The 25,645-nt window shown below is 70.1% G+C and carries 25 protein-coding genes; 22 read left to right on the top strand and 3 right to left on the bottom strand.

The window, feature by feature from the left end; all coding sequences use genetic code 11:
• Nucleotides 1–5: 5 nt before the first annotated feature.
• Both WG923_RS02150 and WG923_RS02145 read left to right on the top strand, forming a co-directional pair.
• Complete coding sequence (locus WG923_RS02150) at nt 6–857, top strand: fumarylacetoacetate hydrolase family protein (RefSeq protein WP_340349259.1); 852 nt, start codon at nt 6–8, stop codon at nt 855–857.
• A gap of 56 nt (nt 858–913) precedes the next feature.
• The gene (locus WG923_RS02145; RefSeq protein WP_340349258.1) at nt 914–3,265 is read left to right on the top strand and encodes a hybrid sensor histidine kinase/response regulator; all 2,352 of its coding nucleotides are present in this window, start codon (nt 914–916) and stop codon (nt 3,263–3,265) included.
• 13 nt (nt 3,266–3,278) lie between these two features.
• Here WG923_RS02145 and WG923_RS02140 read toward each other — a convergent pair whose 3' ends face one another.
• Nucleotides 3,279–4,094 carry an amidohydrolase family protein gene (locus WG923_RS02140; RefSeq protein WP_340349257.1) on the bottom strand — a complete coding sequence of 272 codons (816 nt, stop codon included), beginning with the start codon at nt 4,092–4,094 and terminating at the stop codon, nt 3,279–3,281.
• A 4-nt stretch (nt 4,095–4,098) separates the two neighbouring features.
• Nucleotides 4,099–5,079, bottom strand: a complete 981-nt coding sequence (locus WG923_RS02135; RefSeq protein ID WP_340349256.1) for a tripartite tricarboxylate transporter substrate binding protein — start codon at nt 5,077–5,079, stop codon at nt 4,099–4,101.
• A 197-nt stretch (nt 5,080–5,276) separates the two neighbouring features.
• On the opposite strand from WG923_RS02135, the gene WG923_RS02130 reads away from it, so the two are divergent.
• The 20 genes from WG923_RS02130 to WG923_RS02035 all read left to right on the top strand — a co-directional run bounded on the left by WG923_RS02130 (nt 5,277) and on the right by WG923_RS02035 (nt 24,775).
• Nucleotides 5,277–5,981 (top strand): TetR/AcrR family transcriptional regulator, encoded by a 705-nt coding sequence (locus tag WG923_RS02130; RefSeq protein WP_340349255.1) that lies wholly within the window; start codon nt 5,277–5,279, stop codon nt 5,979–5,981.
• Between the two features lie 6 nt (nt 5,982–5,987).
• Nucleotides 5,988–7,784: an acyl-CoA dehydrogenase C-terminal domain-containing protein gene (locus WG923_RS02125; protein WP_340349254.1), complete on the top strand. Its 1,797-nt coding sequence runs from the start codon at nt 5,988–5,990 to the stop codon at nt 7,782–7,784.
• Nucleotides 7,781–8,209: a DUF2147 domain-containing protein gene (locus WG923_RS02120; RefSeq protein WP_340349253.1), complete on the top strand. Its 429-nt coding sequence runs from the start codon at nt 7,781–7,783 to the stop codon at nt 8,207–8,209. Before WG923_RS02125 ends, WG923_RS02120 begins: the two co-directional genes overlap by 4 nt.
• An 87-nt stretch (nt 8,210–8,296) precedes the next feature.
• Nucleotides 8,297–10,696 carry a 3-hydroxyacyl-CoA dehydrogenase/enoyl-CoA hydratase family protein gene (locus WG923_RS02115; protein WP_340349252.1) on the top strand — a complete coding sequence of 800 codons (2,400 nt, stop codon included), beginning with the start codon at nt 8,297–8,299 and terminating at the stop codon, nt 10,694–10,696.
• A 38-nt stretch (nt 10,697–10,734) separates the two neighbouring features.
• Complete coding sequence (locus tag WG923_RS02110) at nt 10,735–11,160, top strand: endonuclease domain-containing protein (RefSeq protein WP_340349251.1); 426 nt, start codon at nt 10,735–10,737, stop codon at nt 11,158–11,160.
• Nucleotides 11,157–12,365 (top strand): acetyl-CoA C-acyltransferase, encoded by a 1,209-nt coding sequence (locus tag WG923_RS02105; RefSeq protein WP_340349250.1) that lies wholly within the window; start codon nt 11,157–11,159, stop codon nt 12,363–12,365. The genes WG923_RS02110 and WG923_RS02105 overlap by 4 nt, the downstream gene beginning before the upstream one ends.
• A complete protein-coding gene (locus WG923_RS02100; protein ID WP_445322886.1) occupies nt 12,362–13,174 on the top strand; it encodes an acyl-CoA thioesterase in 813 nt (270 codons plus the stop codon). The genes WG923_RS02105 and WG923_RS02100 overlap by 4 nt, the downstream gene beginning before the upstream one ends.
• A gap of 5 nt (nt 13,175–13,179) precedes the next feature.
• Nucleotides 13,180–13,917 carry an SDR family oxidoreductase gene (locus WG923_RS02095; RefSeq protein WP_340349248.1) on the top strand — a complete coding sequence of 246 codons (738 nt, stop codon included), beginning with the start codon at nt 13,180–13,182 and terminating at the stop codon, nt 13,915–13,917.
• A 14-nt stretch (nt 13,918–13,931) separates the two neighbouring features.
• The gene (locus tag WG923_RS02090) at nt 13,932–14,522 is read left to right on the top strand and encodes a 2-hydroxychromene-2-carboxylate isomerase (RefSeq protein ID WP_340349247.1); all 591 of its coding nucleotides are present in this window, start codon (nt 13,932–13,934) and stop codon (nt 14,520–14,522) included.
• The gene (locus tag WG923_RS02085) at nt 14,519–15,295 is read left to right on the top strand and encodes an enoyl-CoA hydratase (RefSeq protein WP_340349246.1); all 777 of its coding nucleotides are present in this window, start codon (nt 14,519–14,521) and stop codon (nt 15,293–15,295) included. Before WG923_RS02090 ends, WG923_RS02085 begins: the two co-directional genes overlap by 4 nt.
• A 36-nt stretch (nt 15,296–15,331) precedes the next feature.
• Nucleotides 15,332–16,168, top strand: coding sequence for an SDR family oxidoreductase (locus tag WG923_RS02080; protein ID WP_340349245.1), 837 nt, complete (start codon nt 15,332–15,334; stop codon nt 16,166–16,168).
• 159 nt (nt 16,169–16,327) lie between these two features.
• Nucleotides 16,328–18,100, top strand: a complete 1,773-nt coding sequence (locus WG923_RS02075; protein WP_340349244.1) for a PQQ-dependent dehydrogenase, methanol/ethanol family — start codon at nt 16,328–16,330, stop codon at nt 18,098–18,100.
• The gene (locus WG923_RS02070) at nt 18,097–18,957 is read left to right on the top strand and encodes a quinoprotein dehydrogenase-associated putative ABC transporter substrate-binding protein (protein WP_340349243.1); all 861 of its coding nucleotides are present in this window, start codon (nt 18,097–18,099) and stop codon (nt 18,955–18,957) included. Before WG923_RS02075 ends, WG923_RS02070 begins: the two co-directional genes overlap by 4 nt.
• A complete protein-coding gene (locus WG923_RS02065) occupies nt 18,954–19,529 on the top strand; it encodes a c-type cytochrome (protein ID WP_340349242.1) in 576 nt (191 codons plus the stop codon). Before WG923_RS02070 ends, WG923_RS02065 begins: the two co-directional genes overlap by 4 nt.
• Before the next feature lie 115 nt (nt 19,530–19,644).
• Complete coding sequence (gene coxB, locus WG923_RS02060; protein WP_340349339.1) at nt 19,645–20,592, top strand: cytochrome c oxidase subunit II; 948 nt, start codon at nt 19,645–19,647, stop codon at nt 20,590–20,592.
• The gene (ctaD, locus tag WG923_RS02055; protein ID WP_340349241.1) at nt 20,589–22,574 is read left to right on the top strand and encodes a cytochrome c oxidase subunit I; all 1,986 of its coding nucleotides are present in this window, start codon (nt 20,589–20,591) and stop codon (nt 22,572–22,574) included. The genes coxB and ctaD overlap by 4 nt, the downstream gene beginning before the upstream one ends.
• A complete protein-coding gene (locus WG923_RS02050) occupies nt 22,571–23,185 on the top strand; it encodes a cytochrome c oxidase subunit 3 (protein WP_340349240.1) in 615 nt (204 codons plus the stop codon). The genes ctaD and WG923_RS02050 overlap by 4 nt, the downstream gene beginning before the upstream one ends.
• Nucleotides 23,182–23,523 (top strand): hypothetical protein, encoded by a 342-nt coding sequence (locus WG923_RS02045; protein WP_340349239.1) that lies wholly within the window; start codon nt 23,182–23,184, stop codon nt 23,521–23,523. Before WG923_RS02050 ends, WG923_RS02045 begins: the two co-directional genes overlap by 4 nt.
• Nucleotides 23,496–24,389 carry a cytochrome c oxidase assembly protein gene (locus WG923_RS02040; protein ID WP_340349238.1) on the top strand — a complete coding sequence of 298 codons (894 nt, stop codon included), beginning with the start codon at nt 23,496–23,498 and terminating at the stop codon, nt 24,387–24,389. Before WG923_RS02045 ends, WG923_RS02040 begins: the two co-directional genes overlap by 28 nt.
• Nucleotides 24,390–24,421: 32 nt before the next feature.
• Nucleotides 24,422–24,775, top strand: a complete 354-nt coding sequence (locus WG923_RS02035; RefSeq protein ID WP_340349237.1) for a YciI family protein — start codon at nt 24,422–24,424, stop codon at nt 24,773–24,775.
• Nucleotides 24,776–24,794: 19 nt separating this feature from the next.
• Here the strand turns inward: WG923_RS02035 and WG923_RS02030 are convergent, their stop codons facing one another.
• Nucleotides 24,795–25,580, bottom strand: coding sequence for a tetratricopeptide repeat protein (locus WG923_RS02030; protein ID WP_340349236.1), 786 nt, complete (start codon nt 25,578–25,580; stop codon nt 24,795–24,797).
• Nucleotides 25,581–25,645: the final 65 nt, after the last annotated feature.

The following is a 25,645-nucleotide window of genomic DNA, read 5'->3' as shown; positions in this document are numbered from 1 at the left end:
CAAGAATGAAACTGGTGCGCTATGGCAACCCCGGCAGGGAAAAGCCGGGCCTGATCGACGACGAGGGCAGGCTGCGCGACCTGAGCGGCATCGTGCCGGACATCGGCCCGGAGCAGCTGGGGCAGGTGGGCCTCACGCGCATCCGCAAGGCGAACCCGGCCAAGCTGCCGGCGGTGCGCGGCAACCCGCGCTTCGGCTGCCCCGTCGCGCGGGTGCCCAAGTTCATCGCCATCGGCCTGAACTACTCCGACCACGCGGCGGAATCCAACATGCCGATCCCGGCCGAGCCGATCGTGTTCATGAAGGCCACCAGCTGCATCCAGGGCGCCAACGACCCCGTGATGCTGCCGCGCGGCTCCGTCAAGACCGACTGGGAAGTGGAGCTGGGCGTGGTGATCGGCACCACCGCGCGCTACGTGCCCATGAACAAGGCCCTCGCGCACGTGGCCGGCTATACGGTGGTCAACGACGTGAGCGAGCGCGAGTACCAGCTCGAGCGCGGCTCGCAGTGGGACAAGGGCAAGGGCTGCGACACCTTCGGCCCCATCGGCCCCTGGCTGGTGACCGCCGACGAGATCCCCAACGTGCAGAAGCTGCACATGTGGCTGGACGTCAACGGCCAGCGCATGCAGACCGGCAACACCCGCACCATGATCTTCAACGTGGCCAAGCTGGTGAGCTACTGCAGCCACTTCATGACGCTGGAGCCCGGCGACGTGATCACCACCGGCACGCCGCCCGGCGTGGGCCTGGGCATGAAGCCGCCGAAGTACCTGAAGAAGGGCGACGTGATGACGCTCGGGATCCAGGGGCTGGGGGAGCAGCGGCAACTGGTGGTGCCGTATAAGGCGGCCTGAGCCGCGGGAGTCCGGCTCGCAACCTCGGCGGTCCGGACCTGCATACACTCGGGCTCATGCAGCCCACTCCCCCGCCCGCCTTCCTCGCGGGCGACTCTGCCATGGCCCGCCTCATGCGGGGGCATGACTGGGCGGGCACGGCGGTGGGCGCGCCCGCCGGCTGGCCGCAATCGCTGCGGTCGGTCGTGAACCTGATGCTCGGCTCGGGCTTTCCCATGTTCGTGGCCTGGGGCGCGGACCTGGAGATGCTCTACAACGATGCCTACGCCGAGATCCTCGGGCGCAAGCATCCGGCCAGCCTGGGCACGCCGTTCGAACGGGTGTGGTACGACATCCTCGACGACATCATGCCCTTCGTGCGGCGCGCGCTCGCCGGCGAGACCTTCTTCATCGAGAACCTGCCGCTGCGCATGCGGCGCAAGGGCGAGGAGGAGGACACCTGGTTCACCTTCTCCTACTCCCCCGTGCTGGACGAGGAGGGCCGCACCGCCGGCTTCTACTGCGCCTGCGCCGAGACCACCGCCACCGTGCTGGGCGAGCGGCACCAGCGCGCCGAACAGGAGCGCCTGCAGGCGCTGTTCGCGCAGGCGCCGGGATTCGTCTGCGTCACGCGCGGGCCCGAGCATGTGTACGAGGTGGTGAATCCTCGCTACCTGCAGTTGATCAACCACCGGCAGGTGCTGGGCCAGCGCGTGCGCGACGCGCTGCCGGAAGTGGTGGAGCAGGGCTACGTGTCCCTGCTGGACCGTGTCTATCGCACCGGCGAGGCCTACGTGGGCCGCTCGGCCCGCGTGACGCTGGAAGGCGCCGCCGGGGCGCCGGCGACGGAGGCCTTCGTGGACTTCGTCTACCAGCCGCTGCGGGACGCGCAGGGCCACGTCTACGGCATCTTCACCCACGGCCACGACGTGACCGAGCAGCAGCGTGCGCAGGAGGCCCTGCTCGCGTTCTCCAACAGCATCCCGGCCATCGCCTGGGAAGCCTCGCCCGACGGGCTGGTCGAGCGCTTCAATTCCCAGTGGCAGGCCACCACCGGGCAGCCGCAGGAGCGCGCGCTGGGCCACGGATGGACCGAGGCCCTGCACCCCGAAGACAAGGAGCGCGTCGCCGATGCATGGGAGCGCTCGCGCGAGGCGGCCAGCGAGTGGACCGCCGAGATGCGCCTGCGCGGCCACGACGGGAGCTGGCGCTGGTTCCTCACCCGGGCCGTGCCGCAGCGCGATGCCGCCGGGCGCGTGCTGCGCTGGTTCGGCACCACCACCGACATCGACGATGCCCGCCGCGCGACGCAGGCCCTGCAGGCCGCGGACCGGCAGAAGGACGAATTCCTGGCCACGCTCGCGCATGAACTGCGCAATCCGCTGGCGCCGCTGCGCAGCGCGGTGCACCTGCTGTCCATGCCCGCCGCGCCGGAGAAGGCGCGCGCGCGGGCGGTGGAGATCGTGGGCCGGCAGGTCTCGCACATGGCGCGGCTGCTCGACGACCTGATCGACATCGCCCGCATCACGCAGCGGCGGCTGGTGCTCAAGCCCGAGTGGGTGCGCGTGCAGGCGGTGGTGGACAGCGCGATGGAGGCGGCCGCGCCCACCGCGCAGGCCAAGCGGCACGCGCTCGCCGCCCACGTGCCGGATCCGCAGCAGTGGCTGCGCGCTGACCCCGTGCGGATCGCGCAGGTCCTCTCCAACCTCCTGAACAACGCCTGCAAGTACACCGACGCCGGCGGCAGCATCACGCTGGACGTGGCCAGCGAAGGCGACGAGATCGTGTTCACCGTCACCGACACCGGCATCGGCATGAGCCCGCAGGCGCTGGAGAACGTGTTCGCCATGTTCGCGCAGGAGCAGTCGGCGCTGGAGCGCTCCGAGGGCGGCCTGGGCATCGGCCTCGCGCTGGCCAAGGGGCTGGTGGAACTGCACGGCGGCTCCATCCGCGCCCACAGCGAGGGACTCGGCGCCGGCAGCCGCTTCGAGGTGCGCCTGCCCCATGCCGTGCGGGCGGAGGACGGCGGCGAAGCGGCGCCGGCGCCCGTGCCGGCGTCCGGCCGCGGCCGGGTCGTGCTGCTGGCCGACGACAACCAGGATGCGGCGGAAGTGCTGGCGGAGCTGCTGCGGCTGGCCGGCCACGAGGTGCACGTGGCCAGCAACGGCACCGCGGCGGCGGGCATGGCGGCGCGCGTGCAGCCGCAGGTGCTGGTGCTCGACATCGGCATGCCGGGCCTCAACGGCTACGAGGTGGCGCGCCAGGTGCGCACGCAGGCGTGGGGCCGCAGCGCGCTGCTGGTGGCCGCCACCGGCTGGGGCCAGGAGGAGGACCGGCGCCAGGCGATGGCGGCCGGCTTCGACCTGCACTTCACCAAGCCCTTCCCGCCGGAACAGCTGCTGGCCTCGATCGCCGCCCTGCCGCGCTGAAGCGGCGCCCCGCCTACGGATACAGCAGCGCCCCCGCGAGGCGCACGCGCTGCGCCGCCGGCTCGCCCAACGCGCGCACGACCGGCCGCCACACGCTGTCGTACGCAGGCAGGTCGTGCGCTTCGAAGAAGGTATGCGGCCAGTCCGAGCCCCACACCATGCGCTCGCCGAACAGCGCCGCGACGCGCTGCACCAGCGGCTGCAGCGCCGTGTAGGGCGCTTCGGCCTGCAGGCGGTACCAGCCTGAGAGCTTGATCCAGGCGGCCGACGCCGCCAGCGCGCGCAGCGCTTCCCACGCGCGCTCGTCGAGCGCGTGCGCGGGCGTGAGGCCGGCGAGGTGGTCGAGGACGAAGGGCAGGCGGCAGCGCGCCTGCAGCGACACGAGCAATGCCAGGTGCTGCGGATGCACGTACCACTGCACGTGCCAGCCGAGCCGGCGCAGCTCGGGAGCGAGGACCGGCAGCAGCGCCTCGGCTTCGCCGGCGGCGTTGCCCACCGGCGAGACCAGGTTGAAGCGCACACCGCGCACGCCCGCGGCATGCATCGCGGCGAGTTCCGCCGCGCTTTCGCGGCCGTGCACCACCACGACGCCGCGGTGCCTTCCCGCGCCAGCGCGCAGGGACTCGAGCAGGAGGCGGTTGTCGGCGCCGTAGACGCTGGGCTGCACCAGCACCAGGTGGCCGCAGCCGTGCGCCCGTGCCGTGGCCTCGACTTGCGCCAGGGGACGCGCTACCGGAACGTAATGGGCGCCCGCCGCCGGCACGCTGGCGTCGAACACGTGCACATGGCAGTCCCAGCCGGGCGCCCGATCGCAGTCGCCTGCGCCCAAGGCTTCAACCCGCGCTGATGCCGCGCTCGCGCACCACGCGCGCCCACAGCGCCTGCTGCCGCTGGAGGAATTCCGCGGCCTGCTCGGGGCCGCCGGCGAAGGCCTCGCCGCTGAGCGCGCGCACGCGCCCCAGCACCTCCGGCTCCGCCATGGCCTTGGCGATGGCGTTGGCCAGTCGCTGCCGGGTCGCGGGTGCGACGCCCGCCGGGGCCAGCACCGGGTTCCATTCCAGCACCTCGTAGCCGCTCACGCCCGCCTCCTCCATGGTCGGCACGTCCGGCAATGCGCGGGCGCGGCGCAGGCTGGTGACGGCCAGCGGCCGCAGCTTGCCGGCCTGGATGTGGCCCAGCGACGAGGCGACGTTGGCGAAGAACAGCGGCACCTGCCCGCCCATCACGTCGTTGAGCGCCGGCCCGCCGCCCTTATAGGGCACATGCACCAGGCGCACGCCGGCGCGCTGCTCGAACAGGGCGCCGGCCAGGTGCTGCGCCGAGCCGTTGCCCGAGGACGCATAGGCGATCTGCGCCGGTTTCGCCTTGGCCAGCCGGATCACGTCGCGCACGCTCTTCGCCTCGTACGAGGGCGTGCAGACCAGCACGTTCGGGAACAGGGCGAGCACGGCCAGGGGGGCGAACGCGGTGGCCGTGTCGTACGGCAGCCTGGCGAACAGCGAGGGATTGACCGCGAAGGAGGAGGCATCCAGCAGCAGCTGGCTGCCGTCCGGCGTGGCGCGCGCCACCTGCGCTGCCGCCAGCTGGCCGCTGGCGCCGGGCTTGTTGTCCACGACGACGTTCTGCCCCAGGGCCTGGGCCATGTGCGGCGCGATCAGCCGCGCCATCAGGTCGGCGCCGCCGCCGGCGGGATAGGAGACCACCAGGGTGATCGGCCGGCCGCCGGCGATGGTGTCCTGGGCGCGGGCGAGCATGGGGGCCGCGAGGGCGGCGCCGGCGGCCGCCACCAGGGTGCGGCGGGAAAGGGATGGCATGTCGTTCCTCCTCCGGGAGTCCTGCGCTCGCGTTCGTTGGCGCACTGTAGGCGCGGGGGGAGGGCCTCGTTTCCGGGGAAACCCGCCCGCCCGCGCGGCCGCCCGGGCTCTTCTAGGGGCGCGCCCCCACCCCACCCGGGCCGAAAATCGGTCAGAATCGCACGATCGTTCGTTTTATTTTGTCGAGCAGCCTCCCCATGTCCGTCACCGAACTGCCCCTCAAGCCCGCCCGCGCGCGCGAGGGCAAGGGCCTGCACAAGGGCCAGCAGACCAAGGCCGCCATCGTCGATGCCGCCCTGGGGCTGGCGACGCAGATCGGCCTGGAAGGCCTGTCGATCGGCGCCCTGGCCGAAGTCACGCAGATGAGCAAGTCGGGCGTCTTCGCGCACTTCGGCTCGCGCGAGGAACTGCAGATCTCCGTGATCCGCGAGTACCACGCGCGCTTCGAGCACGAGGTGTTCCACCCCGCCATGCGCGAGCCGCGCGGCCTGCCCCGCCTGCGCGCGATGTTCGCCAACTGGATGCAGCGCACCTCCATCGAGATCGATTCCGGCTGCATCTACATCAGCGGCGCGGTGGAATTCGACGACCGCCCCGGGCCCGTGCGCGATGCCCTGGCGTCGTCCGTGCAGACCTGGCACGCCGCCATGAAGCGCGCGATCGCGATGGCCAAGGAAGAGGGCCACATCGACGCCGGGACCGACGAGGAGCAGATGCTGTTCGAGATCCACGGCCTGATCCTCGCGCTGCACTACGAGGCCCGCTTCCTGAAGAGTCCCGACTCGATCGCCCACGCCAACGCGGGCTTCGAGAACATCCTGCGCCGCTACGGCGCGACCCCCTCGCCCACCGTCAAGTCCCTTTCCAGAACCGGCCGAGCGGCCAGGAACGCCAAGGAGTAAGAAGAGATGCCCACGTACACCCCGCCGCTGCGCGACATGCAGTTCGTGATCCACGAGGTGTTCAACCTCGTGGAGGAGCTCAAGCCCTGCCCGCGCCATGCGGACATCGACGTCGACACCATCAACGCGGTGCTGGAGGAGGGCGGCAAGTTCGCCAGCGAGGTCACGCAGCCGCTGAACCGCATCGGCGACGAGCAGGGCTGCACGCTCGATGCGAAGACGCACGAGGTCGCCACGCCCAAGGGCTTCAAGGAGGCGTACGCGAAATACGTGGAAGGCGGCTGGCCGGCCCTGTCCTGCGACCCGGACTTCGGGGGCCAGGGCCTGCCGCTGGTGCTGAACCAGTGCCTCTACGAAATGCTGAACAGCGCCAACCAGGCCTGGACGATGTATCCCGGCCTGTCGCACGGCGCGTACGCCGCGCTGGAGACGCACGGCACGCAGGAGCAGAAGCGACTGTACCTGCCCAAGCTGGTGAGCGGCGAATGGACCGGCACGATGTGCCTGACCGAGCCGCACTGCGGCACCGACCTGGGCCTGCTGCGCACCAAGGCCGAACCGCTGGGCGACGGCAGCTACCGGATCACCGGCACCAAGATCTTCATCTCCGCCGGCGAGCACGACATGGCGCCGAACATCATCCACCTCGTGCTCGCGCGCCTGCCGGACGCGCCGCAGGGCAGCAAGGGCATCTCGCTGTTCGTGGTGCCGAAGTACAAGGTGAACGCGGACGGCTCCATGGGCGAGCGCAACGGCATCCACTGCGCCGGCCTCGAGCACAAGATGGGCATCCACGGCAACGCAACCGCGCAGCTGGTGCTGGAAGACGCCGTGGGCACGCTGGTCGGCGAGGCGAACAAGGGCCTGCCGGCGATGTTCGTGATGATGAACGCGGCGCGCCTGGGCGTCGGCAACCAGTCGCTGGGGCTGACGGAAGTCGCGTTCCAGAACGCGCTGGCCTACGCCAAGGACCGCATCCAGATGCGTTCGCTCTCGGGCCCAAAGGCCAAGGACCTGCCGGCCGACCCGATCATCGTGCACCCGGACGTGCGCAAGATGCTGCTGACCGCCAAGGCCTACGCCGAAGGCGGCCGGGCGCTGGCGATCTACTGCACCCTGCTGCTGGAAAAGGAGCTGTTCCACCCCGACGAGAAGGTGCGCGCCGAATCCGCCGAACTCGTCGCGCTGCTCACGCCGATCGTCAAGGCCTTCCTCACCGACAACGGCCACATCGCCACCAATGCCTGCCTGCAGGTGTTCGGCGGCCACGGCTACATCGAGGAGCACGGCATGTCGCAGTTCGTGCGCGACAACCGCATCAACATGATCTACGAAGGCACGAACACCGTGCAGGCGCTGGACCTGCTGGGGCGCAAGGTGCTGTCCAACAACGGCGCGACGCTGAAGAAGTTCGGCAAGCTGGTGGCGCAGCTGGTGGAGGAGGAGGGCGTGAACGAGAAGATGGCGGAGTTCATCAACCCCGTCGCCTACCTCGGCGACCAGCTGACCAAGTTCACCACCGAGATCGGCTTCAAGGGCTACCAGAATGCCGACGAGGTCGGCGGCGCCGCGACCGACTACCTGCGGGTGCTGGGGCACCTGGTGTTCGGCTACCTCTTCGCGCGCATGGCGCAGGTGGCACTGCGGCAGGTCGAGGCCGGCAACACGGATCCCTTCTACCAGGCCAAGCTGCAGACGGCGCGCTTCTACTTCGCGCGCCTGTTCCCCGAAACGGCGACGCTGATGCGCACCGCGCGCTCCGGCGTCAAGGTCCTCCTCGACACGGACGCGGCGCTCGCATGAACAAGACCCTCATCCTCCTGTCCGCCGCCTTCGCGGTGTCCGGCGCCTTCGCGCAGGTGTCGCCCGTCGGCTTGTGGCGCAGCGCCGACGACAAGACCGGCGAAGCGAAGGCGGAGATCCGCATCGTCGACAACGGCGGCGTGCTGAGCGGCCGGATCGAGAAGTCGCTCAAGAAGGACGGCAAGCCCACCTGCGAGGAATGCAGGGACGAGCGCAAGGGCCAGCCGATCGCCGGTCTGGAGATCATCCGCGGCGCCAAGAAGGTCGACGGCCAGGACGTTTGGGAGCACGGCAAGATCCTGGACCCCGAGAACGGCAAGGAATACACGCTGCGCCTGGCGCCGATCGACGGCGGGCAGAAGCTGCAGGTGCGCGGGTACATCGGGCCGTTCTTCCGCACGCAGACCTGGGTGCGCATGCAGTGAATACGTGACAGGAGATCGGGCGTGTACAAAGAGCACCAGGAAAGCACCGGCGGCCTCGCGCCTGCCGGCGAAGGGAGAGGAAGAACGATGAACCGCTTCACGGTCAGGAAGGTCGCGGTGCTCGGCGCCGGCGTCATGGGCGCGCAGATCGCCGCGCATCTCGTCAACGTGCGGGTGCCGGTCGTGCTGTTCGACCTGCCCGCCAAGGAAGGGCCGAAGAACGGCGTGGTGACCAAGGCGGTGGAGGGGCTCAGGAAGCTCAGGCCCTCGCCGCTGGGCGTGCCGGAGGACGCGGCCCTGATCCAGCAGGCGAACTACGAGGAGCACCTGGCGCTGCTGGCCGAGTGCGACCTGGTGATCGAGGCGATCGCCGAGCGCATGGACTGGAAGCTGGACCTGTACCGCAAGATCGCGCCGCATGTCGCGCCGCATGCGATCGTCGCGTCGAACACCTCGGGTCTCTCGATCACGCAGATGGCGCAGGCGCTGCCCGAGGCGCTCAAGCAGCGCTTTTGCGGCATCCACTTCTTCAATCCGCCGCGTTACATGGTCCTGGTGGAGCTGATCGCGACGCCCACCACCAGGCCGCAGATCCTCGACGACCTCGAGACCTTCGTCACCACCGGGCTGGGCAAGGGCGTGGTGCGGGCCAGGGACACGCCCAACTTCATCGCCAACCGCGTGGGCATCGCCGGCCTGCTGGGGACCATGCGCGAGGTGGAGAAGTTCGGGCTCGGCTTCGACGTGGTCGACGACCTGACCGGCAAGAAGCTCGGTCGCGCCTCCAGCGGCACCTTCCGCACGGCGGACGTGGTGGGCCTGGACACGATGGCGCACGTGATCAAGACGCTGCAGGACACGCTCTCCGCCGAGACCGATCCGTTCTACGGCAGCTTCGGCACGCCGGAGGTGCTCAAGACGCTGCTGGAGATGGGCAACCTGGGGCAGAAGACCAAGGCGGGCTTCTACAAGAAGGCGGGCCGCGACATCCTGCGCTTCGATCCGGCGCGCAAGGACTACGTCGCCGGCGGCGAGAAGGCCGACGAGGTGTACGGGCGCATGCTGAAGAAGCCGGCCGCCGAACGCCTGAAGCTGCTGCGCAATGCGAGCGGGGCGCAGGGCCAGTTCCTCTGGTCCATCCTGCGCAACGCCTTCCACTACGCCGCGGTGCACCTGGCCACCATCGCCGAGACGGCGCGCGACGTCGACCAGGCCATGCGCTGGGGCTTCGGCATGAAGCAGGGCCCCTTCGAGCTGTGGCAGGAGGCCGGCTGGCTGCAGGTGGCGCAGTGGATCCAGGAAGACATAGCCGCGGGCAAGGCGCTGTCGAACGCGCCGCTGCCGGAATGGGTGTTCAAGGGGCCGGTGGCGGAGGCCGGCGGCGTGCACACCGCGCAGGGTTCCTTCAATCCCACCAGCGGGAAGTTCGAGCCGCGCCGCGTGCTGCCGGTGTACCAGCGCCAGCTCTTTCCCGAGCTGCTGCGCGGCGAGGCCGGCCCTCGTTTCGAGACGGCGGGCACGACGGTGCACGAGGACCGCAACCTGCGCATCTGGACGCTGGACCACGAAGTCCTGATCGTCAGCCTGAAGACCAAGATGCACACCATCAGCCCCGAGGTGTGCGAGGGGCTGCAGCAGGCGATCGAGACGGCGGAGAAGGAGTACCAGGGGCTGGTGGTCTGGTCGGGCGACGAGCCCTTCAGCGCCGGTGCGGACCTGGAGTCCACGCTGCCCGCGTTCGTCGCGGTGGGCGTGGCGGCGATCGAGGACGCGGAAGGCTTCATGCAGCAGACCATGCTGCGCCTGCGCTATGCGAGCGTGCCGGTGGTGTCCGCGATCCGCGGGCTGGCGCTGGGCGGCGGCTGCGAGCTGGGGTTGTATTCGGCCAAGCGCGTGGCAGCGATGGAGAGCTACATCGGGCTGGTGGAGGTGGGCGTGGGTCTCGTGCCCGGCGCCGGCGGCCTGACCTACATCGCGCGGCGTGCGGCGGAGAACGCAGCCTTCAGCACCGACAAGGACCTGCTGAAATTCCTGACCGAGGGCTTCACGGCTGCCGCGACGGCGAAGGTGGGGACCAGCGCCATCGAGTCGCGCAAGATCGGCTACCTGCTGGACAGCGATGTCATCGTGCCGAACAAGGACGAATTGCTGTACGTGGCGCTCCAGCAGGCCAAGGCGCTGTACGACGCGGGCTATCGTCCGCCGCACAGGCGCATGTTCCCGGTGGCGGGCCGCAGCGCGAAGGCGACGATCCAGGGCCAGCTCGTGAACCTGCGCGACGGCGGCTTCGCATCGCAACACGACTTCCACATCGCTTCGCTGATCGCCAACGTGGTGACGGGCGGGGATGTCGATGCGAACACGCTGGTGACGGAGGAATACCTGATGACGCTGGAACGCCGGGCGTTCTGCGAACTGGTGCAGCATCCGAAGACGCAGGAGCGGATCCTGGGGATGCTGAGTACGGGGAAGCCGGTGCGGAACTAGCAGGCTGTTCCTCCTTCCCCCTCCGGGGGAAGGTCGGGATGGGGGCGCTGATGCGACACCAGGCTTATTCGAAGACCCACAGCAATGCACGCGAACTGCGGGCAGGCATGACCGACTCCGAGCGGAAATTGTGGTCGAGGCTGCGGCTGGAGCAACTCGGCGTCAAGTTCCGCCGCCAGCACCCGCTGGGAAACTACATAGCGGACTTCGCGTGCCTGTCGCCGAAGCTGATCGTGGAACTCGATGGGTCGCAACATGCGGACCAGGCGACTTACGACGCGCGTCGCGAGCAGTTCTTTCGCCAGCACGGATTCCAGGTCCTGCGTTTCGCGACGGATGAACCGCTGAGGAACATGGACGGTGTCCTGGCCGTCATCGTTCAGCAACTCGGGGTGCGGGCCGAGCGCCCCCACCCCAACCCTCCCCCGGAGGGGGAGGGAGTAGAGACAAGGAAGACCCAATGACCCGACAACTCCAGGACGCCTACATCGTCGCCGCCACCCGCACCCCCATCGGGCGCTCGCACCGCGGTTTCTTCCGCAACATGCGGCCCGACGACCTGCTCGCCACGGTGCTGCGATCCGCCCTCGCGCAGGTCCCCAACCTCGATCCGCAGGCCGTCGAGGACGTGATCTGCGGCTGCGCCATCCCCGAAGGGCCGCAGGGCCTCAACGTCGCGCGCGTGGCCACCGTGCTGGCCGGCCTGCCCAAGAGCGTGGGCGGCATCACCGTCAACCGCTTCTGCGCCTCCGGCCTGTCCGCGGTGCAGATGGCCGCCGACCGCATCCGCGTGGGCGAGGCCGACGTGATGATCGCTGCCGGCACCGAGAGCATGAGCCTGGTGCCCATGATGGGCAACTCGCCCTCGCTGTCCCCCTCCATCTTCAGCAACCCCGACGACCTCGAGAGCTACGGCATCGCCTACGGCATGGGCCTCACCGCCGAGAAGGTCGCGCGGCAGTGGAAGGTGAGCCGCGACGCCCAGGACGCATTCGCCGTCCGCTCGCACCAGAAGGCGATCGCGGCCATGCAGGCCGGCGAATTCGCCGGCGAGATGACGGAAGTGGAAGTCGCCGAGCGCGCGCTCGACCTCGAATCCGCCGAAGTCGCGGTGAAGACGCGCAAGGTGCACCTCGACGAGGGCGCGCGCCCCGACACCACGCTGGAAGCGCTGGGCAGGCTCAAGCCGGTGTTCGCCGTCCGCGGCAGCGTGACGGCCGGCAACAGCTCGCAGACCTCCGACGGCGCCGGCGCGCTGATCCTCGCGAGCGAAGCGGCGATCCGGCGCTTCGGCCTGCAGCCGCTGGCGCGCTTCGTCAGCTTCGCCAGCCGCGGCGTGCCGCCCCACATCATGGGCATCGGCCCGATCGAGGCGATCCCCGCCGCGCTGAAGGCCGCCGGCCTGAGGCAGGACGACATCGACTGGATCGAGCTGAACGAAGCCTTCGCCGCCCAGTCGCTGGCGGTGATCCAGACGCTGGGCCTCGACCCGGCGAAGGTGAACCCCATGGGCGGCGCGATCGCGCTCGGCCACCCGCTCGGCGCGACCGGCGCAATCCGCTCCGCCACCGTGGTCCACGCCCTGCGCCGCAAGAACCTGAAGTACGGCATGGTCACGATGTGCGTCGGCATGGGCCAGGGCGCCGCCGGCATCTTCGAACGCGTCTGAGCGTGCGCGCGCACGCGTTCGACGCCGCCATCGCGCTGCAGCCGCAGCCGGACGGCAGCTGGCGGGGCCGCACCAGCCCGGCCTACGCGAACATGATCGGGCCCTACGGCGGCATCACGGCCGCGCAGTGCCTGCAGTCGGTGCTGCGACACGCGGACCGGCTGGGCGACCCGATCGCGTTCACCGTCAACTTCGCCGCCGCGATCGCGGACGGCGAGTTCCTGCTGCGCCCGCGCGCGGTGCGCACCAACCGCTCCACCCAGCACTGGATGGTCGAAATGCTGCAGGGCGACCATGTCGTGGCGACTGCGACGGCCGTGACGGCCACCCGGCGCGACACCTGGTCCGGCCACGAGGCCGGCATGCCCCCGGTGCCGCGCGCGGAGGACACCCCGCGCACGCTGCGGCGCGGCGTCGAGTGGCTCAACCGCTATGAAATGCGCTTCCTGGAAGGGGCGATCCCGAAGGAATGGGACGGCCAGACCCGCGACGACAGCCTGAGCCGCCTGTGGGTGCGCGACGATCCGCCGCGGCCGCTGGACTTCGCCTCCCTCACCGCCATCGCCGACGTGTTCTTCCCGCGCGTGTGGCTGCGCCGCGCCCGGCCCACGCCGGTAGGCACGGTGAGCATGACGGTCTACTATCACGCAGACGCCGGTCTGCTGGCGGCCACCGGTCCGGGGCACCTGCTGCTGCAGGCGCAGGGGCAGGGTTTCGGCGGCGGCTACTTCGACCACGGCGGGCAGCTCTGGAGCGAGGCCGGGGACCTCCTGGCCACCACGCACCAGGTCGTCTACTACAAGGAGTGATCCGGATGGCTGCAGATGGCTTGCGCCCGGTGGCGCTGGTGGTGGGTGCGGGCGACGCCACCGGCGGCGCCATCGCGCGCCGTTTCGCGCGCGGCGGCTGCACCGTCTGTGCCACCCGCCGCAGCGTGGACAAGCTGCAGCCGCTGCTCGAGCAGATCCGCGCCGAGGGCGGCGAGGCGCACGGCTTCGCCTGCGACGCGCGCAACGAGGACGAGGTCGCGGCGCTGTACGACGACATCGAGGCGCGCATCGGCCCGATCGAGGCGATGGTCTTCAACATCGGCGCCAACGTTCCCTCCAGCATCCTGGAGGAGACGGCGCGCAAGTACTTCAAGATCTGGGAGATGGCCTGCTTCGCCGGCTTCCTCAACGCGCGCAAGGCGGCGCGCTGCATGGCGCCGCGCGGCAAGGGCACGATCCTGTTCACCGGCGCCACGGCCTCGCTGCGCGGCTCCGCCAACTTCGCCGCCTTCGCCGGCGCCAAGCACGCGCTGCGCGCGCTGGCGCAGAGCATGGCGCGCGAGCTCGGCCCGCGCGGCATCCACGTCGCGCACGTCGTGATCGACGGCGCGATCGACACCGAGTTCATCCGCGAGAACTTCCCCGAGCGCTACGCGCTGAAGGACCAGGACGGCATCCTGAACCCCGAGCACATCGCGGAGAACTACTGGATGCTGCACCTGCAGCCGCGCGACGCCTGGACCCACGAGCTCGACCTGCGGCCGTGGATCGAGAAATTCTGAGAAGGAGACCTGCCATGACGAAAGCCGTCGAGTTCTACTTCGATGTCGGCAGCCCCGCGGCGTACCTGGCCTGGACGCAGCTGCCGCAGATCGTGCAGGAGGCGCACAGCGAGATCGAATACCGGCCCATGCTGCTGGGCGGCGTGTTCCAGGCCACCGGCAACCGCTCGCCGATGGAGGTGCCGGCCAAGGGCCAGTACATGCAGGACGACCTGCAGCGCTTCGCCCGCCGCTACGGCGTGCCGTTCCGCCACAACCCGCACTTCCCGATCAACACGCTGGCGCTGATGCGCATGGTGCTGGGCCTGCAGCTGCGCCAGCCGCAGCGCATGGTGCCCTTCGTCGATGCGGTCTATCGCGCCATGTGGGTCGATGGCCAGGACATGAACGATCCGGCCGTGGTCACGAGCGTGCTGCAGCGCGCCGGCTTCGAGCCGGAGCAGATGCTGGCGCTGGCCGGCGACCCGGCCGTCAAGGACGACCTGAAGGCGGCCACGCAGGAGGCCGTGGCGCGCGGCGTGTTCGGCGCGCCCACCTTCTTCGTCGGCGGCGAGATGTTCTGGGGCCAGGACCGGCTCGATTTCGTGAAAGAAGCATTGCAATGACGACGAACGACGACGAAGTGCTGGTGCACGCCGAGGGCGGCGTGATGACGCTCACGCTCAACCGGCTGGCGCGCAAGAACTCGCTCACGGGCGCGATGTACGCTGCGCTCGCGGAGGCGATCGCGCGCGCCAGGGAGGACGCGGCGGTGCGCGTGGTGCTGGTGCAGGGATACGAGACCGTCTTTTGCGCCGGCAACGACATCGGCGACTTCCTGAACCAGCCGCCCGCTGGGGCGGAGTCGCCCGTGTTCCGCTTCCTGCACGGCATCGCCACCTTCCCCAAGCCCCTGCTGGCGGCGGTGTGCGGCCCGGCCGTGGGCGTGGGCACCACGATGCTGTTCCACTGCGACCTGGTCTACGCGGGCGACAACGCGGCGTTCTCGATGCCCTTCGTGAACCTCGGCCTGTGCCCGGAGGCGGCGTCCAGCCTGCTGGCGCCGCAGCTCCTCGGCTACCACCGCGCCGCCGAGGCGCTGTTGCTGGGTGAACCCTTCATGGCCGAAGCGGCGCTGGAGGTCGGCCTCGTGAACCGCGTGCTGCCGCCCACGGAGGCCAACGGCTATGCGCAGGCGCAGGCGCGCAAGCTCGCGGCCAAGCCGCTGGCGTCGCTGGTGGAAACCAAGCGCCTGATGAAGAAGGGCCAGCAGCCGGCGGTGGTGCAGCAGATGGCCGACGAAGGCGAGAGCTTCCGCCGCATGCTGGTGGCGCCGGCGGCCAGGGAGGCCTTCACGGCGTTCATGGAAAAGCGCAAACCGGATTTCTCCGGGCTCTGATCCAACGGGGCAGCCGCGCCAACCCACGGAGTGCGTATGAACCTCGAAGGCAAGACCCTCTTCATCACTGGTGCCTCGCGCGGCATCGGCCTGGCCATCGCGAAGCGCGCGGCGGCCGACGGCGCCAACATCGTGATCGCCGCCAAGACCACGGAGCCGAACCCGAAGCTTCCCGGCACGATCCACAGCGCCGCGGAGGAGATCCGCGCCGCCGGCGGCCACCCGCTGCCGCTGCCGGTCGATATCCGCGAGGAAGCGCAGGTGCTCGAAGCCGTGCAACGCGCGGTAGCCGCCTTCGGCGGCATCGACATCCTGGTCAACAACGCCAGCGCGATCAGCCTCACCGACACCGAGCACACGCCCATCAAGCGCTACGACCTCATGAACGGGATCAACGCGCGCGGCACCTTCCTGTGCACGCAGGCCTGCCTGCCGGAACTGAAGAAGTCGGCCGCCGCGGGCCGCAACGCGCACGTGCTCACGATGTCGCCGCCGCTGTCCATGAAGACGCACTGGTTCGCGCCGCACACCGCCTACACGATGGCCAAGTACGGCATGAGCATGTGCACGCTCGGCCATGCGGGCGAGTTCCGCAAGTACGGGATCGCGGTCAACAGCCTGTGGCCGCGCACGGCCATCGCGACCGCCGCGCTGCAGATGATCCCCGGCGTCGACATCGGCGCCTGCCGCAAGCCCGAGATCCTCGCGGACGCCGCGTACCTGGTGCTCACCTCCGACGCGCGCGAGGCGCGCAACAGCGGCAACTTCCACATCGACGACGAACTGCTGGCCGCGCACGGGCAGGCCGACCTCGACCGTTATTCCGTGACGCCCGGCACCACGAAGTTCGTGCCCGACTTCTTCGTCGACTGACGCTCTGTACGTTTTCGGACATAGCTGGGCCAGCGCCCCCAAAACGGTGCGCGCTGTGTAAACTGCGCCGCAGAAAAGCAGGGCCATGCGTGGCCGATAACAGCAGCGGGAGTGCGCGCGCGGCGCGGCAGGAACAAGGGGCTTCCTTCATGCGTGGAGATGAAGTTGCGGCGTACCTTGTGGGCTTTCGTGGCCGTCGTGTTCGCATCCGCGGCCCTCGCGCAGGAGCGCGACGACGGTGAATGGCGCGTCGCCGGCAAGGACCCGGGGCTCAACCGCTACAGCGGCCTGGCCCAGGTCACCACGGCGAACGCCGCGCAGCTGAAGCTGGCCTTCCATTTCCCCACCAATCTCGACCGCGGGCACGAGGCGGCGCCCATCGTGGCCGAGAACACGCTGATCGTGGTGGGGCCGTTCCCCAACACCGTCTTCGCCTTCGACATTTCGAAGGCACCGTTCACCGCGAAGTGGACCTTCGACCCCAGGCCGGACCCGAGCGCGCAGGGGGTCGCCTGCTGCGACACCGTCAACCGCGGCGGTGCCTACGCCGACGGACGCTTCTTCTTCAACACGCTGGACAACCAGACCATCGCGCTCGACGTGAAGACGGGCAGGGAGCTGTGGCGCACCAGGCTCGGCGAGATCAAGCTCGGCGAAAGCATGACCGGCGCGCCCATGGTCGCCAAGGGCAAGGTGTTCGTGGGCAACAGCGGCGGCGAGTTCGGCGTGCGCGGCTGGATCACGGCGCTCGATGCCGCCACCGGCAGGATTGCCTGGCGCGCCTACAGCACCGGCCCCGACAAGGACGTGCTGATCGGCCCCGCCTTCAAGCCCTGGTACCCGTCGGACCAGGGCCAGGACCTCGGCGTGAAGACCTGGCCCGGCGAGGCGTGGAAGATCGGCGGCGGCACGGTCTGGGGCTTCATTTCCTACGACCCGCAACTGGACCTGATCTACCACGGCACGGCCAACCCCGGCCCCTGGAATCCCGGGCAGCGCCCCGGCGACAACAAGTGGACCGCCGGCCTGTTCGCGCGCCGCCCCGACACCGGCGAGGCCGTCTGGTACTACCAGAGCAGCCCGCACGACCTGCACGACTACGACGGCGTGAACGAGAGCGTGCTGGTCGACCTGGCCATCGGCGGCGCCACGCGCAAGGTGCTGCTGCGCGCCGACCGCAACGGCTACCTGTACGTGATCGACCGCGCGAGCGGGCAGGTGCTCTCGGCCACGCCCTTCGTGCACACCACCACGTCCACCGGCGTGGACCTGCAGACCGGCGCGCTGAAGTACAACCCGGCCAAGGATCCGCGCGCCGGCGAGACGGTGCGCAGCATCTGCCCCGGCGCACCCGGCGGCAAGGACTGGCAGCCTACGGCCTGGTCGCCGCGCACCAGGCTGCTGTACATCCCGCACCAGAACCTGTGCCAGGACGCGATCACGTCCGAGGTGAGCTACATCGCCGGCACGCCCTTCGTCGGCGTCGAAGCCAGGATCTACGCCGGGCCCGGCGGCCACCGCGGCGTGTTCACCGCCTGGGACCCCGTGGCCCGGCGCAAGGCCTGGGAGATCCGCGAGAAGTTTCCGGTGTGGGGCGGTGCGCTGGTGACTGCCGGCGACGTCGCCTTCTACGGCACCATGGACGGCTGGTTCAAGGCGGTCGATGCGCGCAGCGGCAAGCTGCTGTGGCAATACCAGACCGAGTCGGGGATCATCGGCCAGCCGATCGCCTTCCGCGGCGGGGACGGGCAGGAGTACGTGGCCGTCCTGGCGGGCGTGGGCGGCTGGCCCGGTGCCATCGTGTCGGCCGGCCTCGACGCCCGCGACGCGACGGCGGCCGGCGGCTTCGCCAACGCCATGCGCGACCTGCCGGCGGTCACGCGCAAGGGCGGGCACCTGTACGTGTTCTCGCTCGCGGGAGGCGGCAAGTGAGACGCGCCCCTGCAATGGCGCTGGTGCTCGTCGCGGCCACCGCCGCCGCGCAGGAATCGCCGCGCCAGGGCTTGCCGACGCAGGAGCCGCAGCGGCAAGCGCTGCCGACGCAGGAGCCGCAGCGGCAAGCGCTGCGGGTGTGCGCCGACCCCGACAACCTGCCGTACTCGCACCGGGACGGCAGCGGTTTCGAGAACCGCATCGCACAACTGGTGGCCAGCGACTTCGGCGTGCCACTCGCCTACGCGTGGTTGCCAGACCGGCGCGGCTTCGTGCGCAAGACGATGGGCGCCGGCCTGTGCGACCTGATCGTGGGCGTGCCCGCGGACTTCGGGCGCACGCTCAACACGCGGCCCTACTACCGTTCCAGCTACGTGCTGGTCGAGCCCGAGACGCACCTGGTCTCGCCCACCACCTTCGCCGATCCGCGCCTGCGCGCGTGGCGCGTGGGCGTGCAGCTGGTCGGAGAAGATCTCGCCACCACGCCGCCGGGCCACGCGCTCGCGCTCTCGGGCGCCGTGGACAACATCGTCGGCTATCCCGTCCCCGGCGAGCAGCCCGCCGCCGCGCGCATCGTGCAGGCGCTCTCGCGCGGCGAGCTCGACGCCGCCTTCGTGTGGGGCCCGCAGGCGGGCTACTACGCGCAGCACGCGCCCGTGCCGCTGCGCATGCACTACGTGCCGCCCCCCGAGGCGCTCAAGGACCAACCCTTCGTGTTCGCCATCGCGATGGGCGTGCGCCGCGGCGACCGCGCGCTGCGCGACCGGCTCGACGACTTCATCGCGCGCCGGCAGCCGGAGATCGACCGCATCCTGGCCGACTACGGCGTGCCGCGCCTGCCGGAGGCCGCGCCATGAAGGCCCGACTGGCCTGCCTGCTGCTGGCCGCAACCGCGCTCGCGGCCTGCGAACGCGAGGAGCGCCACTTCCGCGCCGAAGTCCGCAACGCCACCGGCGGCGAGACGGCGGTGCGGCGCAGCAGCAACCAGCCCGGGATGGCGCTCGGCGGCATGGTGAAGCTGGCGGAGCGCAACATCAGCATGTACGACGACAACGCCTTCGCGCTCAACGAGGGCAAGCGCCTGTACCGCTGGTACAACTGCTCCGCGTGCCACGCCAACGGCGGGGGCAACATCGGCCCCGCGCTGATGGACAGCCAGTGGGTCTACGGCAGCGACCCGCAGAGCATCTTCGCCAGCATCGTGCAGGGCCGGCCCAACGGCATGCCCTCCTTCGGCGGCCACATCCCCGAGGACCAGGTGTGGAAGATCGTGGCCTACGTGCGCTCCATGGGCGGCGGCGTGCGGTCGGACGTGGCGCCCTCGCGCACCGACTCGCTCTATTCCGGCAAGCCGGAGAACTTCCGCTCGCCGCAGCCCGCGATCCAGAAGGGCACGTCCGAAGCCGAACAGGCGCTGGAGCCGAGATGAGCGCCGCACGGCCGCCCGAAGGCGCGGGCCCCCTCCGCTTGCGGAGGGGGGAGGCGAAGGCCGCGCAGCGGACAAGCCTGGGGGAGGTTGACCAATGAATCCCGGCGTGCATGACATGCTGAGCGCGTGGGGGCCGCAGGCCGCGCACGTGGCCTGGCTGTGGAACATCTTCCTGGCGATCTGCGGCATCGTCTTCGCCGCGCTCCTGGCGGCCCTGTTCCTGGCGCTGCGGCGCGCACCGCGGATCGAAGCGCCCCAGGCGCCGGACCTGGGCACCGTCAACGTGCCCGAGCCGCGGCTGGGCCGCGCCGTGACGACCGCGGTCGCGATCACCATCCTCGGGCTGTTCGTCCTGCTGGCCGCGAGCGTCTTCACCGACCGCGCGCTGGCGCGCCTGCCGCTGCAGGACGCCGTCCACATCCAGGTGACGGGGCACCAGTGGTGGTGGTCGGTGAAGTACATCGACGGCCCGGTGTCGGAGACCTTCGAGACGGCCAACGAGATCCACGTGCCGGTGGGCCGGCCGGTCGTGGTGCAGCTCAATGCGAGCGACGTGATCCACAGCCTGTGGATCCCCAGCCTCACGGGCAAGCGCGACCTGGTCCCCGGGCGCACCGCCACGCTCGCCTTCCGCGCCGACCAGCCCGGCATCTATCGCGGCCAGTGCGCCGAGTTCTGCGGCTTCCAGCATGCGTTCATGGCCTTCGAGGTGCACGCGCAGGCGCCCGAGGACTACGAGCGCTGGCGCAGGCAGCAGCTCGCGCCCGCGCCCGAACCCATGCAGGCCCAGGCGCAGCGCGGCAAGCAGCTGTTCCAGTCGGTCAGCTGCGCCATGTGCCACGCCATCCAGGGCACGCTGGCACAGGGCCGGAAGGCCCCGGACCTCACGCACCTGGCCAGCCGCCGCACCCTGGCGGCGGGGACGCTGCCCAACGACCCCGGCAACCTGGCGAGCTGGATCGCCGATCCGCAGCGGCACAAGCCCGGCGTGAACATGCCGGCCAACCCCATGTCCGGCGAGGACCTCGCCGCCATCGTCAGCTATCTCGGAACATTGCAATGAGGCAGGGACCGCTCGGCGAGAAGCCGCATCCGCACAAGGGCAGGACCAAGGACGGCCTGGCCGGCGGCGAGGTGGTGGCGCGCGTGCTGGACGAGACCTGGCAGGACCCGCCGGGCTTCTTCGGCTGGTTCTGCGCCATCAACCACAAGACCATCGGCAAGCGCTTCCTGGTCACCTGCCTGGTGTTCTTCGCGCTGGGCGGCCTGCTGGCGGCGGCGATGCGGCTGCAGCTCGCGCGCCCCGGCAACACCCTGCTGGGCCCCGACCTGTACAACCAGGTCTTCACCATGCACGGGTCCACCATGATGTTCCTGTTCGCCGTGCCGGTGATGCAGGCGGTGGCGATCTACCTCGTGCCGCTGATGATCGGCGCGCGCGCGACGGCGTTCCCGCGCATGACCGCGTACTCGTACTGGATCTTCCTGTTCGGCGGCGTGATGCTGTACGCGGCGTTCCTCGTCAACTCGGGGCCGGATGCGGGCTGGTTCTCCTACGTGCCGCTGGCCGGGCCCGAATACGGCGCCGGCAAGCGCAACGACATCTGGGCCCAGATGATCACCTTCACGGAGGTGTCGGCGCTGCTGGACGCGATCATCATCATCTGCACCGTGTTCAAGCTGCGGGCGCCGGGCATGACCTTGAACCGCATCCCGCTCTACGTGTGGGCGATGCTGGTGGTGGCCTTCATGATCCTGTTCGCGATGCCGGCGGTGGCGCTGGCCAGCACGCTGCTGATCCTGGACCGGCTGGTCGCCACCCACTTCTACAACCCGGGCGAGGGCGGCGACGTGCTGCTGTGGCAGCACCTGTTCTGGTTCTTCGGCCACCCCGAGGTCTACATGATCTTCATCCCGGGGCTGGGCTTCATGTCCGCGATGATCCCGACCTTCGCGCGCCGGCCGATGTTCGGCTACACGGCGATGGTGCTGTCGGTCATCGCCACCGGCTTCCTCTCCTTCGGCCTGTGGGTGCACCACATGTTCGCCACCAACGTGCCGGAGCTGGGCAAGACCTTCTTCACCGCGGCCAGCATGCTGATCGCCATCCCGACGGCGGTGCAGATCTACTGCTGGATCGCCACGCTGTGGACTGGCCGGCTGAACTTCAAGGTGCCCCTGTACTACGTGCTGTCCTTCTTCGTGATCCTGGTGATCGGCGGCATGACGGGCCTGATGCTCGCCTCGGTGTCGCTCGACTCGCAGGTGCACGACTCGTACTTCGTCGTCGCGCACCTGCACTACGTGCTGCTCGGAGGCGCGGTGTTCCCGCTGTTCGGCGCGCTGTACTACTGGTATCCCAAGTTCACGGGGCGGCTGATGTCCGAGCAGCTCGGGCGCTGGAGCTTCTGGCTGATGTTCGTCGGCTTCAACGTGGCCTTCTTTCCCATGCACTTGCTCGGGATGAACGGCATGCCGCGCCGCGTGTACACCTATCCGGTGGAAATGGGCTGGGGCACGCTGAACCTGCTGTCCACGCTCGGCGCCGTCACGCTGGCGCTGGGGATCTTCCTCACCCTGGTGAACGCCGTGCGCAGCGCGCGCCACGGCGTGCCCGCCGGGCCCGACCCTTGGGGCGGCGGCACCCTGGAATGGGCGACCGAGTCGCCGCCGCGCGTGTGCAGCTTCGTCGCCACCCCCGTGGTGTACGGGCGCGATCCGGTGTGGCAGGGCGTGCCCGAGGGGCAGCCGGACCACGTCTGCGGCCTCGCCGCCGACGTGCGCGAAGTGCTGTGCACCACGGTCGCCGACGCGAAGCCGGACAGCCGCATGATGTACCCCGAATCCAGTGCCTCGCCCTTCCTCGCTGCGCTGGCGACGACGGTGCTCTTCATCGGCTCCATCTTCACGCCCTGGGCGGTGCTGTGGGGGTCCGTGCCGGTGGTGATCGCGCTGGTCTGGTGGTTCTGGCCGAACCGGCGCGAGGCGGAAGAGGAGCTGGCGCTGGAAAAACTGGATCCCTCCCTCGTCGCGGAGAACGCATGAACGAAGCCGTGGCCAAGGGGCGGGCGCTGGACGTCGCGGAACTGCCCACCGTCGTCTTCTCCCACCGCAGCCTGATGTGGTGGGGCACGCTGGGCGTGATGGCGATCGAGAGCACGGTCTTCGCGCTTTCGATCATGGCCTACTTCTACCTGCGCAGCCACCAGGAGACCTGGCCGCTGAGCGCACTGCCGCCGGACCTGCGCTGGGGCACCCTCAACACCGTCGTGATGCTGGCCAGCTTCGTCCCCGCGCACCGGGCCAAGCGCGCGGCCGAGAAACTGGACCTGCGCGGCGTGCGGCGGTGGCTGGTGGTGAGCACGCTGTTCGGCATCGCCTTCACCGTCATCCGCGGCTTCGAGTTCGCCACGCTGAACGTGCGCTGGGACAGCAGCGCGTACGGCTCGGTCGTGTGGCTGCTGCTCGGCCTGCATACGACGCACATCGTCACCGACCTGCTGGACACGGCGGTGCTCACGGTGCTGTTCTTCACCGGGCCGCTCGACGGCAAGCGCTACGTGGACGTGAGCGAGAACTCGTTCTACTGGTACTTCGTGGTCGTGGCCTGGCTGCCGATCTACTTCGTCATTTACTGGGGGGCCCGCGCGTCATGAGCATCAGGAGCTGGGCCGCCCTCGTCATCGCGCCGTCGGTGGCGCTGGGGACGCAGAGCGTCATGTACGCGATGGTCACGCCGTCGTGCAGCGCGCAGACGCGGCTGCAGCTGCACCTGTTCGCCGCCGTCGCCCTGGCGGTGGTGGTGGTGCTGGCGGTGCTGGCCTTCGGCGAGTCCTCGCTGCGCCGGCCCGAGCCGGCCTCGATGGACAGCGACGAACATCACGGCCGCCACCGCTTCCTGGCCAACATGGCGGCCGCGGTCGGCGCGCTGGCGGCGCTGGTGATCCTCGCGATGTGGTCCACCACGTGGGTGCTCACGCCGTGCGGGCCCTGATCGCGCTGGCGGCGGCGCTGCCGCTCGCGGCCCTTGCGCACACGACGACCGCCGCGGCGGGCGCAGCGCCGTGGAGCTGGAACTTCGCGCCCTGGCTGCTCGCGCTGCTGGCGCTCTCCGCCGTCGCCTATGGCATCGGCCTGCGGCGGCTGTGGCGCCATGCGGGCGGGGCGCGCGGCGTCGGCGCGCAAGAGGCCGGCTGCTTCGCGCTCGGATGGATCACGCTCGCCGCGGCGCTGGTCTCGCCGATCGATGCCTTCGGCGGCCAGCTGTTCTCCGTGCACATGGTGCAGCACGAGCTGCTGATGGTGCTGGCCGCGCCCCTGCTGGTGCTGGGCCGGCCGCTGGCGGCCTGGACCTGGGCGCTGGCACCGGCGCAGCGGCGCGCGGCCGGCCGGCTGTTCGCCACGCGCGGCTGGTCGGGCGCGTGGTCGGCGCTCACCGATCCGCTCGCTGCGTTCGCGCTGCATGCGATCGCGCTGTGGGCCTGGCACCTGCCGTCGGCCTTCGACGCGGCGCTGGCGCACGAAGGCTGGCATATCGCGCAGCATGCGTCCTTCCTCGGCACGGCGCTCTTCTTCTGGTGGTCGGTGCTGGGGCACGACCCGCGCGGCCGCTACGGCGCGGGGCACTCGGCCGCGTCGCTCTTCGCGACGATGATGCACACCGGCGCGCTCGGCGCCTTGCTGAGCCTCGCTCCGCAGCCCTGGTACGCACCGTATGTCGCGACGACGCTCGCGCTCGGCCTCGATCCGGCGCAGGACCAGCAGCTCGGTGGCCTGGTGATGTGGGTGCCCGCGGGCCTGGTCTACGTGGCCGCGGCGCTGTGGGTGCTGGGGCGCCTGCTCACGCGCGAGCGCGCGTGACGCGCGCCGGCGCCCCGCCTATCATCCCGCGCATGGCCTACATGCTCGTGATCCTCGAAGACCCCGCCCAGCGCGGCACGCGCACCCGCGCCGAAGGCGAGGCGGTGTTCCAGCGCATGGTCGATTTCGCCGAGACGCTCAGGCGCCAGGACAAGCTGCTCGCCGTGGAATCGCTCGCGTCGCAGGAAAAGGCCGCGCGCGTGCGGGTGCGCGGCGGCCAGGCGCAGGTGCTCGACGGCCCCTTTGCCGAAGCCAAGGAAATGATCGGCGGCTTCTTCCTGCTCGATTGCGCCACCCGCGAGGAGGCGCTCGCCATCGCCCGCCGCTGCCCCGCCGCCGAATGGGCGACGGTGGAAGTGCGGGAGACGGCGCCCTGCTACCTGTAGGAACCCGGGCTCGCGAGCATCACTTGCCGGCACCGGACTGCTGCTGCGCGCGCTTCTGCGCGATGTAGCGCAGTTCGGCCTTGGCGACGGGGTCGTTGGCGTCGAGCTTGAGGCACTCGTTGTAGATCTTCTCCGCGCCGTCCAGGTCCTTCTTCTCCACCAGCACGAAGGCCTGCCCGCGCAGCGCCCGCGCCAGTTCGCGATTGCGCACGCTGGTGGGCGAGAACTCGCGCGCGTCCGTCTCGGCACGCTTGAACTCCTTGGCCGCCTGGTCGAAGTTCTTTTCCTTCAGCACCAGCTGGCCGAGTTCCGCGCGGTACGCCGCGTTGTGCGGCGCGAGCGCCACCGCCGCCTCGATCGCCTTGCGGGCGTCGGGGAAGCGCTTCATCTCGGTCAGGATGAAACTCTTGAGGTAGTAGGCGTCGCCCCAGGTGGACGGATACACGCCGGCTTCCATGGCCTCCTTGCCCGGCGTCGGCTTGCGGCCCATCTCGTTCAGGTAGGCCTGCGCCTCGGCGGGGCTGCGCGAGGCGAACACCTGGATCTTGCCGCGGCGATAGCGGTCCTCGTAGGATTGGACGACGGCGTCCGCGAGCACCAGTGCTTCCTGCAGCTTGCCGGCGCGCATGAGGCGCGACACCTCGTCGAGCTCCGCCGTGTTCTCGGTGGGGCGCGGCGCCGCGGCGGCGGCGGGTGCGGGTGCGGACGCGGCGTTGGCCGCGGGTGCGCTCGTCGTGCCCTGGGCGAATGCGGCGCTCAGGCAGCAGGCCAGGACGGTGAAAACAAGCGTGCGTGCATAAACCATGATGGAACTCCCTCCTCGTTGCAAATTGTGACTGTTGTACGCGCAGGTTGCGAGAGCCTTTGGGG

Source organism: Ramlibacter sp. AN1133 (assembly GCF_037890035.1).
GTDB lineage: Bacteria > Pseudomonadota > Gammaproteobacteria > Burkholderiales > Burkholderiaceae_C > Ramlibacter.
This window is presented reverse-complemented; position numbering and strand designations above follow the sequence as displayed.